At 33.6% G+C, this 15,628-nt stretch carries 11 protein-coding genes; 8 read left to right on the top strand and 3 right to left on the bottom strand.

The annotated features are described in order from the left end of the window. Positions 1–628 precede the first annotated feature (628 nt). On the top strand, positions 629–862 hold the full coding sequence (locus tag EM808_RS27795) for a hypothetical protein (RefSeq protein ID WP_127742976.1): 234 nt from the start codon (positions 629–631) through the stop codon (positions 860–862). Between the two features lie 155 nt (positions 863–1,017). On the opposite strand, the gene EM808_RS27790 is transcribed toward EM808_RS27795, so the two are convergent. Further along, on the bottom strand, positions 1,018–2,253 hold the full coding sequence (locus EM808_RS27790) for an IS110 family RNA-guided transposase (RefSeq protein ID WP_127742966.1): 1,236 nt from the start codon (positions 2,251–2,253) through the stop codon (positions 1,018–1,020). Positions 2,254–2,626: 373 nt separating this feature from the next. Here EM808_RS27790 and EM808_RS27785 point away from each other — a divergent pair, with 373 nt between their 5' ends. The 4 genes from EM808_RS27785 to EM808_RS27770 all read left to right on the top strand — a co-directional run bounded on the left by EM808_RS27785 (position 2,627) and on the right by EM808_RS27770 (position 7,401). Continuing rightward, positions 2,627–3,901, top strand: a complete 1,275-nt coding sequence (locus EM808_RS27785) for an IS110 family RNA-guided transposase (protein WP_127742974.1) — start codon at positions 2,627–2,629, stop codon at positions 3,899–3,901. A gap of 518 nt (positions 3,902–4,419) precedes the next feature. Further along, positions 4,420–5,295 (top strand): SMI1/KNR4 family protein, encoded by an 876-nt coding sequence (locus tag EM808_RS27780; RefSeq protein WP_127742972.1) that lies wholly within the window; start codon positions 4,420–4,422, stop codon positions 5,293–5,295. A 106-nt stretch (positions 5,296–5,401) separates the two neighbouring features. Continuing rightward, positions 5,402–6,292, top strand: coding sequence for a DUF4240 domain-containing protein (locus EM808_RS27775; protein ID WP_127742970.1), 891 nt, complete (start codon positions 5,402–5,404; stop codon positions 6,290–6,292). A 275-nt stretch (positions 6,293–6,567) separates the two neighbouring features. Next, positions 6,568–7,401 (top strand): leucine-rich repeat protein, encoded by an 834-nt coding sequence (locus tag EM808_RS27770; RefSeq protein ID WP_127742968.1) that lies wholly within the window; start codon positions 6,568–6,570, stop codon positions 7,399–7,401. A gap of 320 nt (positions 7,402–7,721) precedes the next feature. Here EM808_RS27770 and EM808_RS27765 read toward each other — a convergent pair whose 3' ends face one another. Beyond that, positions 7,722–8,957: an IS110 family RNA-guided transposase gene (locus EM808_RS27765; protein WP_127742966.1), complete on the bottom strand. Its 1,236-nt coding sequence runs from the start codon at positions 8,955–8,957 to the stop codon at positions 7,722–7,724. Positions 8,958–10,458: 1,501 nt separating this feature from the next. On the opposite strand from EM808_RS27765, the gene ltrA reads away from it, so the two are divergent. Further along, positions 10,459–12,270, top strand: coding sequence for a group II intron reverse transcriptase/maturase (gene ltrA / locus EM808_RS27755; protein ID WP_459564313.1), 1,812 nt, complete (start codon positions 10,459–10,461; stop codon positions 12,268–12,270). A gap of 355 nt (positions 12,271–12,625) precedes the next feature. Here ltrA and EM808_RS27745 read toward each other — a convergent pair whose 3' ends face one another. Continuing rightward, positions 12,626–13,030 carry a recombinase family protein gene (locus tag EM808_RS27745; RefSeq protein WP_235856743.1) on the bottom strand — a complete coding sequence of 135 codons (405 nt, stop codon included), beginning with the start codon at positions 13,028–13,030 and terminating at the stop codon, positions 12,626–12,628. Positions 13,031–13,341: 311 nt separating this feature from the next. Between EM808_RS27745 and EM808_RS27740 the strand changes: the two genes are divergently transcribed. Beyond that, complete coding sequence (locus EM808_RS27740) at positions 13,342–14,802, top strand: SulP family inorganic anion transporter (RefSeq protein WP_235856742.1); 1,461 nt, start codon at positions 13,342–13,344, stop codon at positions 14,800–14,802. A 24-nt stretch (positions 14,803–14,826) separates the two neighbouring features. Next, a complete protein-coding gene (locus tag EM808_RS27735; protein ID WP_127742960.1) occupies positions 14,827–15,246 on the top strand; it encodes a universal stress protein in 420 nt (139 codons plus the stop codon). The last annotated feature ends 382 nt before the right edge of the window (positions 15,247–15,628 follow it).

Here is a 15,628-nt window from a genome sequence, read left to right as displayed (position 1 = left end):
CTCGATTGCTTAATACATAGAAAGAATAGATTGGATTAGTTGGAACGCCGTATGATTCGAAAGTTTCACGTACGGTGTGAACAGGGGGAAAAGGGAGCGATAACTTCAAACTCTTACCTATCTGTATGAATAAGAAATTCAATGAGATTATGTATCCAAAAAAGAAATCTAGAGCTATAATAAACACACATGCAAGCAAAGAGAAGATAATCAACATAGTAAGGTGAAAGACAAATGATGTTACCAGATCTATATTCAAAGTTAGCTATAGCACCTTTATATATACTTGTATTAATAATGGCTATTCTTTATTTGTTATTAAATTATAAAGAAAAAGGTTTCTTTGTATTTATGTTTAAAATCTATGCAGTATTTATTATTGTCAATTATGTAATAGCATTGTATTTTCGTTTTCTAGTTAAATAAACTGTTTTAATGACCACCTGTATGGTGGTTTTTTCTTTTTACAAGTGAGGAGTTTCATGTAATTTGAGCATAAGAAAATATGGCAGCATTCCAGTAAAAAAGAAAAGTTCAGGTTATGGAAGAATTGTGGCAGGGTAGTGAAATAACGATAGAGAATTAAATTGGAATATACCTAAAGGGATTCTAAAGGGGGATGATGTAGTTGGGGCTTAAAGAGTTAATTGATTTCCTTAATAAATTAGAATTAAGTAATATATTTTACAAGCTAAATAAGGTTAGAGATGATGCTATTATGGTTGAAATTGCAGTGCCAGGTCAACGTTGGGAAGTGGAGTTTATGGAAGATGGTACTGTAGAAATTGAAAAGTTCATTAGCGATGGAGACTTTTATGATGGTAAGGAAATAGAAACCCTGATAAAAGATTTTAGTGACTAGTTCAAAACGTCATATCACTAAACCAGCTAATAGTTTGTCAATATTTTTCATTAAAAACTAAAAATATTTCATGTTATACTAAAAAAGGGTATACCAAATAACCTTCCTATTTCTCATAATTGGAAGGTTTTACGTTATTTAGTTAGATATAGGTTCTATGCTATATCTTGGAAAGTTGTTTTACTTTTTAACAGGGCAAAAACCCAATGTAAGAGCTTATTCACACAAGCAATAACAGCTACCTTAAAAGGCTTTCCTTCTTCGCGTTTTTTATCATAATATTTTCGCATTTTTTGGTTGCGAGGGATGATTTCATCCGTGGTTTTCTTTTTACGACAATCACGAATGGCACAACGAACTGCCATATACAAGGCATGACGAAGTCTACTTGATCCTCTTTTTGTAATACGGTTTTGGGTAGCTCTAAATTTACCGGATTCAAATACACTCGGATCTACACCAGCGAAAGCTACAAGCTTTTTAGGATGGTTAAATCGATCTATCTCACCGATTTCGGAAATAATCGTGGCAGCGATTTTTTCTCCAATACCAGGGATGGATTTGATAATATTATACTCTTCAATATCTTTAGCGAGAGCGTCTATCTCTGACTCTAATCTTGATAGATGCTCTTTGTATTGAAGAATAATGTTAATGTAAATACCTAAGCTTAATATATGACTCTGGTAGACGGTCTTTTCAAAGGGGTTACGAATTGCCGCCTCTTTTAGTTTTATAGCTTTCTCATTTGCCCACCTAATGGAGCGACTTTTACATAATTCCTTAATCTTTCTCGAAATTGTTTCATCATCCGCCTTAAGTATGTCTTCAGATGACGGAAATTCTTTTAGTATTAAGAGTGAAACGACAGAATACAAATCTCCAAAAACCCCTCGATATTCAGGAAATACTTGATCAAGTACAGCTTGAAATTGGAGCTTAGTTTGAATCATAACACCTGTGATATTTTCGTGTTGTCGCGTAAGATTCCGAAGATTTAATAGCTGTATCCCTCGTTTTTTATATGGCTCTAATTCCTCTTTGTAATACAGCTCGCAGAGATGAAAAGCATCAACTGCATCTGTCTTTACTTTTCTTAGACTTGTACTTTTTGCCTTGTAAGAAATTAATGGATTAATAATAATAAGTAAATATCCACGTTCTTCTAGATATTGAACAACTGGCGTCTGATAATGCCCAGTTGCTTCTAGAATCACACAAGGTCTTTGACCTGTTTCTTGCTGCACCTGTTCTAAAAACTCAATAAGTGAACCAAGCCCCTCAAGTGTATGTGATACTTTAAAGCTCTTACGAAAAGGTTTGCCTTTATCTAAAAAAGCTTGAACTTGACTTTCCCCCTTTGAAATATCCAGACCAACGACTGGATTCATCCTCCATCATCTCCTAATCTTTTATTTGCCGGTACCCCTTATCTTTCTTGCAGTGTCACAGCTTCGCTTGTTATACGAGATCTATGTCCCAACCAGCCTCAATCATGTTTCTACAAGTAGGGGGCAAACTGTTTAGCAGACGGGATCTCTGTCCCACTGGCAGTTACGTTTTACCCCGGCTACAGTTATAATAAGCCCATATAAAAAATGGTCAACTAGAAATATTTTCATTTCTGGTTAACCTTATAATACGAACGTGGCAGTTTAGCATTCCTGTAGAGCGTTATTTTTCAACTTTGAAAAAAAAAGGGCTCCTCAGTAAGATATGAGTATAGAAACCACTCTAAAACTCAACCTTAGGAGGAACCCTACTATGAATTTTAAAATGCAAGACAAACAAAATCAACTAATTGAAAGAATTTCTGTTAAACATTTAATCATTGGTGTAGATATCGCTCAACAGCTGCACGTTGCTAGGGCAGTTAATTTCCGTGGAATTATTGTAGGAAACCCTCTGGCATTCGAGAACAATGAAGAGGGATTTATAAAGCTATTAAACTGGATTTTTGAGCTTAAAAGAATACATAAACTTGAGTACTCTATAGTGGGGATGGAACCAACGGGACATTACTGGATCAATCTTTCAAAGTGGTTATTGAACCAAGACATAGAAGTAGTAACAGTTAATCCCATTCTGGTCAAACGAAATAAAGAGAATCGAGATAATACCCAATCAAAGAGTGATAAAAAAGATGCTTTGGTAATAGCTGATATGGTAAAGAACGGATACTACTCCTTTGTAAGAAATAATTCTGAGTCATTTGAGAAACTAAGGGTTCTCATATCGAACCGTGATGTGGTGGTTAAACGACTTGTGAGTGCTATTAATCAATTAAACAGATGGGTGGACATTGTTTTTCCTGAATTAAGACAAGTATTCAAGGATATTACTGCTAAAGGGGCAATAGCTACACTAAGACTTTTTCCTTCCCCAACAGAACTGTGTTCTAAGTCAACGGAAGAAATTATGACTGGATGGAGATCACTTATGAAGCGTCAGCCTGGCTTAAAGAAAGCTAATTTACTGCTTCATGTAGCCAATAAATCTGTTGGAACAAGACAAGCGTTAGAAGCCTATAAATTTCATTTGGAACAGTTACTTGAGGAGTATGACCTTACGGTACAACAACTCGAAAGAGTTGAAGTGGTAATTAAGAACGAATTATCTAACATTCCTTTCGCTAAAAAATTACTAATGATTAAGGGAATTAGTGAAATTTCCTTGGCAGGCATCCTTGGCGAGGCTGGGGATTTAAGTGGTTTTTCACATGGGAATTCCCTACTAAGGCATGCAGGCCTACATCTCGCAGAAGCTAGCTCAGGGAAATGGAAAGGACAAATCGTTATTTCTAAACGTGGAAGATCTAGGCTAAGACGTTTCCTGTATTTAGCCACAATGAGTTTAGGAATGAATAACACTGAATTTAAAGCTATCCATTTAAAAAACGTTAAAGAGAAGAAGATGAAAAAGATGAAATCCATTATGAAATTAGTCGGTAAATTGGCAAGGGTATTTGTAGGAATAGCACGTAATAACGAAGCATATTGTGCCAAGAAGGTTCAACCATATTTAGATTTGGTTGCTTAATTAATTATAGGGTTCTCGAAGAGAACATATAACCATCGAGTGTTGTCTTATTCGTAGGATTTCAAATATGTACGGAGTACCAGGTTTCTTCAACTAAAGGGCATTATGACCCATCAGGTTAGCATAACTGGCCTCCACCCCTTGGATAGGCATAACGAAGGAATGAGAGGGCAATTGACCCGTTGAGACATGGGAGGGAAAGCCTCCAGGGGCGGCGTGGAGAAGTGTATTATATGGTAAAATATGGAGTGTTAGCTACCTCCTTTATTTATCCATGCCTTCACGAAGCCAAAAATAATCTGAACTCATTAACATGGTATATTATCCGATTAAAAGGGTTTGAAATCCTGCGAATAAGTGAGCATTCGAGAGATATCCGTATCAATCTGAGGGAGTTGAAGAAGAAATACTTTATTTAATTGGAGGAATAGAAGGTTTTTTATAATAAATAAAGAAATTATTCAAAGTTAGTTTGAGTGTAGTTTAAAAAAGTATCCGTAAGTATAATGGAGGAAAAAATGAAAAAGGTAATAAACATGATTAATCCCAGTTCGATAGTGGCTGGCGTGTCATTAGTTGAATTAAAAAAAACAGAAAAAGCACTTGGAGCTATTTTCCCAGATGAATACAAGGAGCTTTTTTTAGAAACAAATGGAGCGAAGATTGGCGATTGGACTTTGTTTCCTATTCAAACTAATGAAACGGCGCCCTTATCAATTGATATAGTAAAACAAAATCAGAACAGGGCCAAGAATCTACCAGAAGATATGATTTGTATTGGTGAAGAATTGAGTGGTGAAAAACTTTGCTATCGAATTAGGAAAAGATTTATGCAGGAACAAATTTATACTTGGAATGACAAAACTGGGTTAGATAAATATGCTTCTTTATCACTAAGTGAATTTATTGATTGGCAGGTGCCGAAAGTAAATACAGATAAGCCTAGTATACTTGGCTCTTTTATGGTTGAGAGCGAAAAGCTAATTGTTACGGATCCGTACTATAAAGTTGATGAAGATGCTGAGTTGCAAATCATACTCTCAAATGTGAAAAATGGTAGTTGGACAGCTTCTGTATCTTATACTCCAGATGAAGTTGTTAAAAACTTGTTTGTATACTATGGTGAAAAAAAACCAAGTGGAAAATGGCATATTTGCGATAAGGTTGGAGTTGACTCTTCACAAGCAGGAGTGTTTGATATTGAAAAATTTGGTATATATGAATCCATCCAGTTTGAGGACGGAGGAGTTGCTCCAGAATTACAAGGAAGAGTTGTTTTAGGTGGTGCGATTTCAATGTCTGGTTATGGAGACGGGGTGTATGAGGTGAAAGTAAAATATAACATCTCAAAGAAGGTTGTTGGAGTGATGGTTAACTTTGTAAATGAGGAATAATGCTATTCTCCAACAATTACTTGAAAGTTGTTTCAGATAAGGGTACGAATTTTTGAGGAAAAATCTTTTTTTCATCTATAAAAATAAAAAAAAGAGAAGGTATAATATGCATTTAACTTTAGGGGATATATTTGCTGTACCACTTCCAAATAAATTCTTTGCAGCAATTAAGATTATTAACATTGTTGAAAAGGATATTTTAGTTAAGACAACTCCTTATATAGACACTTTTTTACCTAGTATAACTAATCCAATTTTAAAAGAAACATTACGAAATAATAGGTTTTTTTATAATAATACTCCTGCTATTAAGTGGGTAAATGGGGAATTTCCAAAAGAGTTTGTTTTTATAGGTAATATACCTTTAACAGATCAAGAGAGAAACTGGAGATCTAGTACTTTCAGCGAAACATGGAGTTATGTGGGTTATGATGTTTACGATGAATGGAGATATATTCATGATAGGGAAGCACTGGAAAAGGAGATAGAAGAACAGGAGCAAAAAGATATGATTATTGATGAAGATAATAAAAAACATAAAGATGTTAAGCTTATGAATAATTCTGATTTTTGGAAGCTTATGTCTTTAATTCATAGTACTAGACAGATAAAAGAAGGAATCCAACTCCTAATAACAGAATTGGCTAAACTTAAGGTGAAAGAAATCAAATTATTCGAGGAGACATTATCTTTTAAATTATATCTTCTTGATACAAAAGAGCATGCATGTAATATTGGTGAACATTCTTTCCGGGAAGAGAAACCAAATACATTCTCCGTAGACTTATTTCTTTATGCTAGGTGTGCTGCTGTTAGCAAAGGAGAAAAAATATATAATGAAATATTAGATATTCCTAAATTAATGCCGAAGAATGAGTTTCTTGAAGAGCTCTTAGATGTAGCAAGTGAAGCGTATGAAGAAAAGAAAGGTAAGGAATTTATATTTAATACTACTTATGATAAAGAAACCTTTTCTAATAAAGAAGGGTGGTCTTAAGGGAGTTCTAGTAAATATATTGCTGCCTTATTGGCAACTTAATTTTTTAACAGGCTTTTTATTATATATAAAAAGTTTAAAAGGGTGGATTCATGAAAATACACTTAGACAATCGTGGCAGCATTCCTGTTATAAATGAACTGTTAACAGAAATTTTGTGATCGAAAGGAAATTCAAGATGCAAAAAAAGCCAATTCGCATGACTTACATAAAACGAAACCAGAGTAAATATTATTCATAATACAATCTAGAAAATTAAGTAAGGATGAGCTGCTATGACTAGTGGGATAAAATTAATTGGTAATAGTGTTTACATAACAGATCAAAATACAGAGGGAAGTATAAAATATATTAATGAAAATAAAATTGATACTATCTATATCAGTCTCCAATATTACACAAAAGATAATCTTGATTTTCTATCTGAGTGTGTAAACATAAAGAAAATAGGAATAGATGTGTATTATTTATCCAACATAAAAGGATTATATAGTCTTCAATCTTTAAAAGAATTATCAATAATTGAAAATGATAATAATATAAAAATTGATTTATCATACTTTCCTAAATTAGAGATATTGAGACTCGATTGGGGTTCATCTGTATCCGGTTTATCAAATTTAGAAAATCTAAACCTTCTTCAATTAATTAAATATAAACCGAAGAGTAAAGATTTAGGTGAATTGATTAAGTTAAAAAAATTAGAATCCTTAATTTTAACTCATGGTAATTTGACTTCATTGAATGGTATTCAAAAATTTAATAATTTAAAGGAAATCCAGTTAAACTACATAAGAAACCTAATAGATATTTCACATCTAAAAACCCTTCCTTTATTGAGTGATCTAGAAATAGAAAACTGTAAGAAAATTAGTAATATACCCATCGTGAGTAATATATCAAGTATAGAACGGCTTGCATTGTTAAACTGTGGAGAGTTGGAATCCCTGGTTTTCATTGAATCAATGGAAAATCTAAAGAACTTGGTATTCAGTGGTACTAATATAAAAGATGGGAATTTAAGTTACTGTAAAAACATTGATTATGTTTATTTTTTTGATAAAAAGCATTACTCCTTGAAATTGAAGGACATAATTAATAATTCTTAATAGATGCTTAAAGTACATCTTACTTATGAGGGAAATAAAGACGTAGAGGCGGTTTGTGTATTTTCTCTAACAAAATTTTTTTGTAGATACAGCACAATATTCTATAAAAAGTTAAATTTGTGAAAAAATCCACTTAAACAAACAGGGCATTAAGTTAGTAATGCTTCTTTATTGATCTGGTACTAAACCAGCTAATAGTTTGTCAATATTTTTCATTAAAAACTAAAAATATTTCATGTTATACTAAAAAAGGGTATACCAAATAACCTTCCTATTTCTCATAATTGGAAGGTTTTACGTTATTTAGTTAGATATAGGTTCTATGCTATATCTTGGAAAGTTGTTTTACTTTTTAACAGGGCAAAAACCCAATGTAAGAGCTTATTCACACAAGCAATAACAGCTACCTTAAAAGGCTTTCCTTCTTCGCGTTTTTTATCATAATATTTTCGCATTTTTTGGTTGCGAGGGATGATTTCATCCGTGGTTTTCTTTTTACGACAATCACGAATGGCACAACGAACTGCCATATACAAGGCATGACGAAGTCTACTTGATCCTCTTTTTGTAATACGGTTTTGGGTAGCTCTAAATTTACCGGATTCAAATACACTCGGATCTACACCAGCGAAAGCTACAAGCTTTTTAGGATGGTTAAATCGATCTATCTCACCGATTTCGGAAATAATCGTGGCAGCGATTTTTTCTCCAATACCAGGGATGGATTTGATAATATTATACTCTTCAATATCTTTAGCGAGAGCGTCTATCTCTGACTCTAATCTTGATAGATGCTCTTTGTATTGAAGAATAATGTTAATGTAAATACCTAAGCTTAATATATGACTCTGGTAGACGGTCTTTTCAAAGGGGTTACGAATTGCCGCCTCTTTTAGTTTTATAGCTTTCTCATTTGCCCACCTAATGGAGCGACTTTTACATAATTCCTTAATCTTTCTCGAAATTGTTTCATCATCCGCCTTAAGTATGTCTTCAGATGACGGAAATTCTTTTAGTATTAAGAGTGAAACGACAGAATACAAATCTCCAAAAACCCCTCGATATTCAGGAAATACTTGATCAAGTACAGCTTGAAATTGGAGCTTAGTTTGAATCATAACACCTGTGATATTTTCGTGTTGTCGCGTAAGATTCCGAAGATTTAATAGCTGTATCCCTCGTTTTTTATATGGCTCTAATTCCTCTTTGTAATACAGCTCGCAGAGATGAAAAGCATCAACTGCATCTGTCTTTACTTTTCTTAGACTTGTACTTTTTGCCTTGTAAGAAATTAATGGATTAATAATAATAAGTAAATATCCACGTTCTTCTAGATATTGAACAACTGGCGTCTGATAATGCCCAGTTGCTTCTAGAATCACACAAGGTCTTTGACCTGTTTCTTGCTGCACCTGTTCTAAAAACTCAATAAGTGAACCAAGCCCCTCAAGTGTATGTGATACTTTAAAGCTCTTACGAAAAGGTTTGCCTTTATCTAAAAAAGCTTGAACTTGACTTTCCCCCTTTGAAATATCCAGACCAACGACTGGATTCATCCTCCATCATCTCCTAATCTTTTATTTGCCGGTACCCCTTATCTTTCTTGCAGTGTCACAGCTTCGCTTGTTATACGAGATCTATGTCCCAACCAGCCTCAATCATGTTTCTACAAGTAGGGGGCAAACTGTTTAGCAGACGGGATCTCTGTCCCACTGGCAGTTACGTTTTACCCCGGCTACAGTTATAATAAGCCCATATAAAAAATGGTCAACTAGAAATATTTTCATTTCTGGTTAACCTTATAATACGAAATGGCAGTTTAGCGAAATAAGAATCTTTTAGCATTCTTTGTTCGTAGTATTAATTGATGGAAATAAAATCAGGGAGGATGATCTTGTCAATATCATATGAAGCTATAACTGTAATCCTTATTGTACTTATTTTTTCTTCAATTTTGTCAATAGTTTTCAAGAACAAAGAAAAGAAAGATAAAGGATCTGTATTTTTTTACTATAAATTGAGTTATAGAAGGAAATTCATTCGCACCCTCTGGACATTTCCAGTAGTGGTTATCTCACTTGTTGTTATATACATATTTGCAGGTCTGAATAGTAACGAAACCCTAATTATCTCAATTTCCTTCTTAATTATTTTCTTGATACAGCTCTTTTATAACTATCTTAAATGGAAGAAATATGAATAGTAATAGTAATTTAAGGTAATTTAAGGGATTTAAGAAATGTTGCACTTGCCTTAAATATAAGTGCCCTTTTCTTATGTTGCTAAAAGGGCAGTATAGTGGTGCGAAATGTTCCTAATTAAATGGAGGATGGTTACATTACTCCGGTAAAGGTTAGGCAGTTCCTTTCGGAACTGAAGGGTTATATCGAAGAATCAAATGATGAGGTAACGCTCGGAAGGGTTCTCTCTTAGTCGAATAGCACTTGATTTAGTAAGAATGATAGTGTTATAAGCTCGGTGAAAAGGCGTGAGAAATTACCGTAACAGTTCGGCTGACGAAAACTTACTCGATGGAGTGGTGTAATTCATGGTGCTTGAGTTGAATGAATATGGTGAGAATGCGAAGAAAAACTAAAAGAAAAAGGTTAAGCTGACAAACTTCTGAATGTACGGGTCTATACCTGCAATACATAGAAATGTGTATATCATCAAATTGTGAGGTTAGCTGTGGGTGAGTAAGACTCACTAATATGAAAATCCATGATACGTTACAGGCGTATGAACGCTAACAGGCTTAAAGGAAGCACCTAAGTTCATTCTATAATAGATATAATTCAACGTTGTAAGCTGATAACGTGGAGGACTTACTTCTATTGAAACGTTGATAAGGAAAACAATAATGAAACTAGTTACTGTATAACTTATCTTCATATCAGTGAAAGTGGTGGCACAGTACCTATGAAGTGTCTAATTCACACGGAGGGATAGCCACTAGACTAATAAAGATTTATTCAACCAAGTAAGGCAGTTCTTTATCGATTAATAAGGTTCTCGTGAGACTAAAAGAGGTTTAACTCCGAAAGGAGTACCGACTTATTGAAACGGAAGAAACTGAGACACAGTGAATATTATAGTATGCAAGATTGTTTTGACACACTATACGCTCAAAGTGTCGTTGGTCATCACTTCTATGACTTAACAGAATTAATGAGTTCTCCAGATAATATACGACTTGCCTATCGAAACATTAAGAGAAACACAGGTAGCAAAACTGCTGGAACTGACAAATTAACGATTAATGATATTCAGCATTTAGCAGTAGAAGATGTAATAGCAACAGTCCAATCCATGTTTAAATGGTACGAACCGCAAACGGTAAGAAGAGTTTACATACCAAAAGGAAATGGGAAAACTAGACCTTTGGGAATTCCAACGATTTGGGATAGAATCTTTCAGCAGTGCATTTTACAAATCTTAGAGCCAATTTGCGAAGCAAAATTCCATAAACACAGTTATGGGTTCAGACCAAATCGCAGCACTCATCATGCCAAAGCCAGACTTGAGTTCCTAATTAACCAGTCTGGGCTACATCATTGTGTTGATGTAGATATTAAAGGCTTCTTTGATAATGTTAATCATAGTAAGCTTTTAAAACAAATGTGGTCAATAGGCATAAGAGATAAATCACTTCTTTCTATAATATCTAGGCTACTTAAAGCAGAAATTGATGGAGAAGGTGTTCCTACAAAAGGTACCCCGCAGGGGGGGATTCTGTCACCTTTACTATCCAACATTGTGTTAAACGAATTAGATTGGTGGGTTAGTGACCAATGGGAAACGTTTAAAAGCAGATATACCTACGCCACTAATGGTAGTAAATATCAGCCACTGAAGAAAACAGCTTTAAAAGAGTGTTTTATCATCCGGTATGCGGATGATTTTAAGGTAATGTGCAGAACTAGGTCACAGGCAATAAAAATGAATTACGCATTGAAGGATTTCTTGAGAAAAAGACTTCAGTTGGAAACAAGTGAGGAAAAATCGAAGGTTATTAATCTAAAGAAAAACTCTTCCGAGTTTCTAGGCTTTACATTTAAAGCGGTAAGGAAAGGGAAAACTAGGTTTGGCTATGTAGCAAGGTCTAATATGTCTAAAAAGGCTAAAGTAAATGCCTTTCTAAAGATAAAGGAAGCTATAAAAGTAATTAAGAGAAAGCCTTGCATTCAGACAGTTTGGAACTTTAATACTGTCGTCATGGGTATCCAAAATTATTACTCAGTCGCTACAAACATTTCTATCAATCTAAATGAGTTAAACGCTCATCTGCGCAGAACGTTATATAATCAGTTAAGGAACATTAGAACCGAGGCAAGTTTCCATGAGATGACTAAAACCTTACAGAAAAGATACAAGGGATATCAGACAAAACTGTATAGAATACAAAAAATGGTGTTTGTCCCCATCCATGCGCAACGGTGGAAAAAGACACTTGGATTCTCGCAAGTGATATGTAACTTTACTGCCGAAGGTAGAGAGAAAATTCACAATAGCCTAAAGGCTATTGATAAAAATATGCTTTCTTACATCATGAGAAATTACATTTCAAGTAGATCCATTGAATATAACGACAATCGAATCAGTAAGTTTATTGCCCAATATGGTAAATGTGCAATTTTAGGTGAAGGGTTAGGTATTCATGAATGGCATTGTCATCACATAAACCCCTATCATCTTTCAAAGGATGATAGTTATTCAAACTTAGTTGTTATTCATAAAACAATTCATCAATTGATACACCTAAAAGATAAAGCGAAAATAGAAGCTCTTTTACAATCTCTAAAGCTTACAAGTAAGCAAAAAGAAAAAGTAAATAAACTACGATTAAGATGTCAAAATGAAATAATCTAACTTTGGAAAACAGCACTCGTCTGCTTATTACATAGAAAGAATAGATTGGATTAGTTGGAACGCCGTATGATTCGAAAGTTTCACGTACGGTGTGAACAGGGGGAAAAGGGAGCGATAACTTCAAACTCTTACCTATCTGTATTAAGTACATTTATTAACAAACTATAATAAAATGTAGTTTTAACTTTAATATGACACTTTACGTATCAATAATGGTATCTTTTTATTTCTTTCCGGTGGAAAAAAATAAGATATTAAAAATAAAATTTATATAAATGAAAGACCTTTAGAAAATATATAAATTCTCATGTATTTAGAGATCGAAAGTTGATAAAAACAACTATCGATCTCTATTTTATTCCATTAAATATCTATATAAACTGGACTTACTTATGCCAGTTTCTTTAGTTATTTCTGAAATTGTAAAGTTATTGCTATGGTACATGTTTATAGCACGTTCTACCATATACGATGGTTTTCTTGGTCTACCTGTTAATGTCCCTTTTGCTTTGGCTTCCATTATTCCCTTTTTAGTATGTTCACTGATTATATCACTTTGAAGAAAGACTACACTTTTCAGAAAATTCTCTAGATATTTTCCAGTATCTTTACTTGTATCGATATTCTCTTGGGTAAATAGAATATAAGCTTCTTTTCTTTGTATCTGTAATAATAAGTTAGCCAGATCTTTTGTTGAATCTGCAATAGAAAAGAACTTAGTTGTGATAACTTTATCATTTTTCTTTATTTTTTGAAGCATTTTATTGCGTTCTACTTTATTTGTGGGAAGCGAGTGTTATTCGTAATATATAATTTCGCAGTCGAAATTAGCCAACTCTTCTCTCTGTATTCTGCATTCTTTATCATCTTCGTAAGGTCTCATATATCCATATAACATGATTTTTTTCCTCCCGAAAAAAACGATTACATTAAAACTAACATATATTCTCTTTTAAAAAAAGACCAAAATGGTTCCTTTTTGGTCTTTTTGGTGTTAGACTGTTTTCGAGATATTGATAATAGCTTTTTATCTAATTTATATAAAAAAAATTGAATTGGAGGTTTAAATTAGTGGAAAAGATTAAAAAAGAATGGTTTTCAAATGTAAAAGGAGATATTTTAGCGGGAATTGTTGTTGCCTTAGCTTTAATTCCAGAAGCAATTGCATTTTCTATTATTGCTGGAGTAGACCCTATGGTAGGTCTATATGCTTCATTCTGTATAGCTGTCATTATTGCCTTTGTTGGAGGAAGACCAGGGATGATTTCAGCAGCTACAGGTGCAATGGCCCTATTGATGGTTCCATTAGTAAAAGAACATGGTTTAAATTATCTGTTGGCAGCTACCATCCTAACAGGTATTATTCAAGTTTTGTTTGGAGTATTTAAAATTGCAAAATTAATGAAGTTCATTCCAAGAGCTGTAATGATAGGATTTGTAAATTCCTTAGCAATTTTAATATTCTTAGCTCAGGTGCCTCACTTTATTGGTATTTCATCAATGACCTATATCTTTGTAGGTATTACTTTAGTAATTGTGTATGTTTTACCTAGATTTATAAAATCTATTCCTGCACCGTTAATAGCTATTGTAGTTCTTACATCAGTTGCTATCTATTCTAATTTTGATTTAAGGACTGTCGGGGATTTAGGGGCTATAACACAATCTCTACCAGCGTTTTTAATTCCTAATGTTCCATTTAATTTTGAAACGTTACAAATAATATTTCCTTACTCCATTGCCTTGGCAATTGTAGGTTTATTAGAATCCTTGTTAACATCTTCCATTGTAGATGATATGACAGATACAGAAAGCAATAAGAACCGAGAAGCAAGAGGGCAAGGAATTGCAAATGTTGTTACTGGTTTCTTTGGTGGTATGGCTGGTTGCGCTATGATTGGTCAATCTGTTATAAACGTTAAGTCAGGTGGAAGAGGGCGACTATCCACATTAATAGCTGGTTTATTTTTAATGTTTTTAATTATTGTTCTTGGTGGTGTAGTTGTTCTAATTCCTATGGCTGTACTAGTGGGGATTATGATAATGGTCTCGATTGGAACTTTTGATTGGAATTCTTTTTCATACTTAAAGAACGCACCTAGAACCGATGCAATTGTTATGTTAGTTACTGTTGTCATTGTTGTAGCGACACATGACCTTTCCATTGGAGTTATAGCCGGTGTAATTCTAAGTGCTATATTCTTTGTGGCAAAAATTTCAAAAATAAAGTTAACGAAACAAGAAACAATGCAAAATATTACTTTTTTTGTGGAAGGACAACTATTCTTTGCATCTGTGGAAGGATTTTTAGATGGATTTGATGTTAGTGTTCAACATAAGAATATAATAATTAACTTTTCAAATGCACATATATGGGACGATTCAGCAGTTGGAGCTATCGATAAAGTTGTAATTAAATACCGTGAAAATAATAATAATGTCTCTATTAAGAATTTAAATGCGGCGAGTAAAAAAATCTTAGATAAACTAGCTGTTTTTAATAACCCTAATGGAAAACTATCAGCCCATTAATATTATAATACGAGGTGACTGAACATGTATAACAATATTTTATTAGCAGTTGATGGATCAGAACATTCTAGAAGAGCAGCAAAAGAGGCAGTTAAGATAGCATCTATTAGTAAGGAAAGCACGGTAAAGATTGTTTATGTAGTTGATTTTTCAAAAGCTAGAACAGAAGTCCTTCATGCTCACAATGGTGAGGAATTAGAGGTAGCAAGAAAAAAAAGATTAATACCTATTGAAGAAATTTTAGAGTCTAACAAAATAAAATTCTCGATACAATTATTACATGGAGAACCAGGCCCAACCATTGTGGAGTATGCTAATAAAGGAAGTTATGACATCGTGATAATTGGCAGTAGAGGATTAAACTCACTTCAAGAAATGGTGTTGGGAAGTGTAAGCCATAAGGTTGTAAAAAGGGTAGTATGTCCAGTGTTAATTGTAAAATAAGTTATTAAAAGTTCCGACCATATTTGCAGTCGTTTTTTTATAATTAGCGAAGTTTGTGAAGAAATGTACTTAAAGAAACGGGGGCTTTAGCAAAAAAGATACAAAAGTAAAATGAGCATGGAGATATATACTCCAGCTCATTTTACTTTTGTATTTTAATCAACCTTTACCTTTAACATAGCCTTTAATTATTAAATACTCATATAACAATAATGAGCCCACTTGGTTAAGAGAATATCAAGAAAAGCCCAACTATTGATATTATCCCCTTTAGGTAGACAGTGTAAAAAGCCCACAAGAATAATTGTGGATGGTACACTCTACTTGGAGGGGATTTTATTATGGCAAAAAAAGGGCAAACATTTCAATCATACTCTTCAGA

Source organism: Niallia taxi (assembly GCF_004005475.1).
Classification (GTDB): Bacteria; Bacillota; Bacilli; order Bacillales; family Cytobacillaceae; genus Niallia; species Niallia taxi.
Note: the sequence above shows the minus strand (reverse complement) of the source record. Positions and strands in the feature narration are given on the sequence as shown.

Excerpts from the sequence above, each read along its gene's own strand:
- EM808_RS27790 (WP_127742966.1), bottom strand. The coding sequence starts at position 2,253 with ATGAATCCAGTCGTTGGTCTGGATATTTCAAAGGGGGAAAGTCAAGTT.
- EM808_RS27785 (WP_127742974.1), top strand. The coding sequence starts at position 2,627 with ATGAATTTTAAAATGCAAGACAAACAAAATCAACTAATTGAAAGAATT.
- EM808_RS27780 (WP_127742972.1), top strand. The coding sequence starts at position 4,420 with ATGAAAAAGGTAATAAACATGATTAATCCCAGTTCGATAGTGGCTGGC.
- EM808_RS27775 (WP_127742970.1), top strand. The coding sequence starts at position 5,402 with ATGCATTTAACTTTAGGGGATATATTTGCTGTACCACTTCCAAATAAA.
- EM808_RS27770 (WP_127742968.1), top strand. The coding sequence starts at position 6,568 with ATGACTAGTGGGATAAAATTAATTGGTAATAGTGTTTACATAACAGAT.
- EM808_RS27765 (WP_127742966.1), bottom strand. The coding sequence starts at position 8,957 with ATGAATCCAGTCGTTGGTCTGGATATTTCAAAGGGGGAAAGTCAAGTT.
- EM808_RS27745 (WP_235856743.1), bottom strand. The coding sequence starts at position 13,030 with ATGCTTCAAAAAATAAAGAAAAATGATAAAGTTATCACAACTAAGTTC.
- EM808_RS27735 (WP_127742960.1), top strand. The coding sequence starts at position 14,827 with ATGTATAACAATATTTTATTAGCAGTTGATGGATCAGAACATTCTAGA.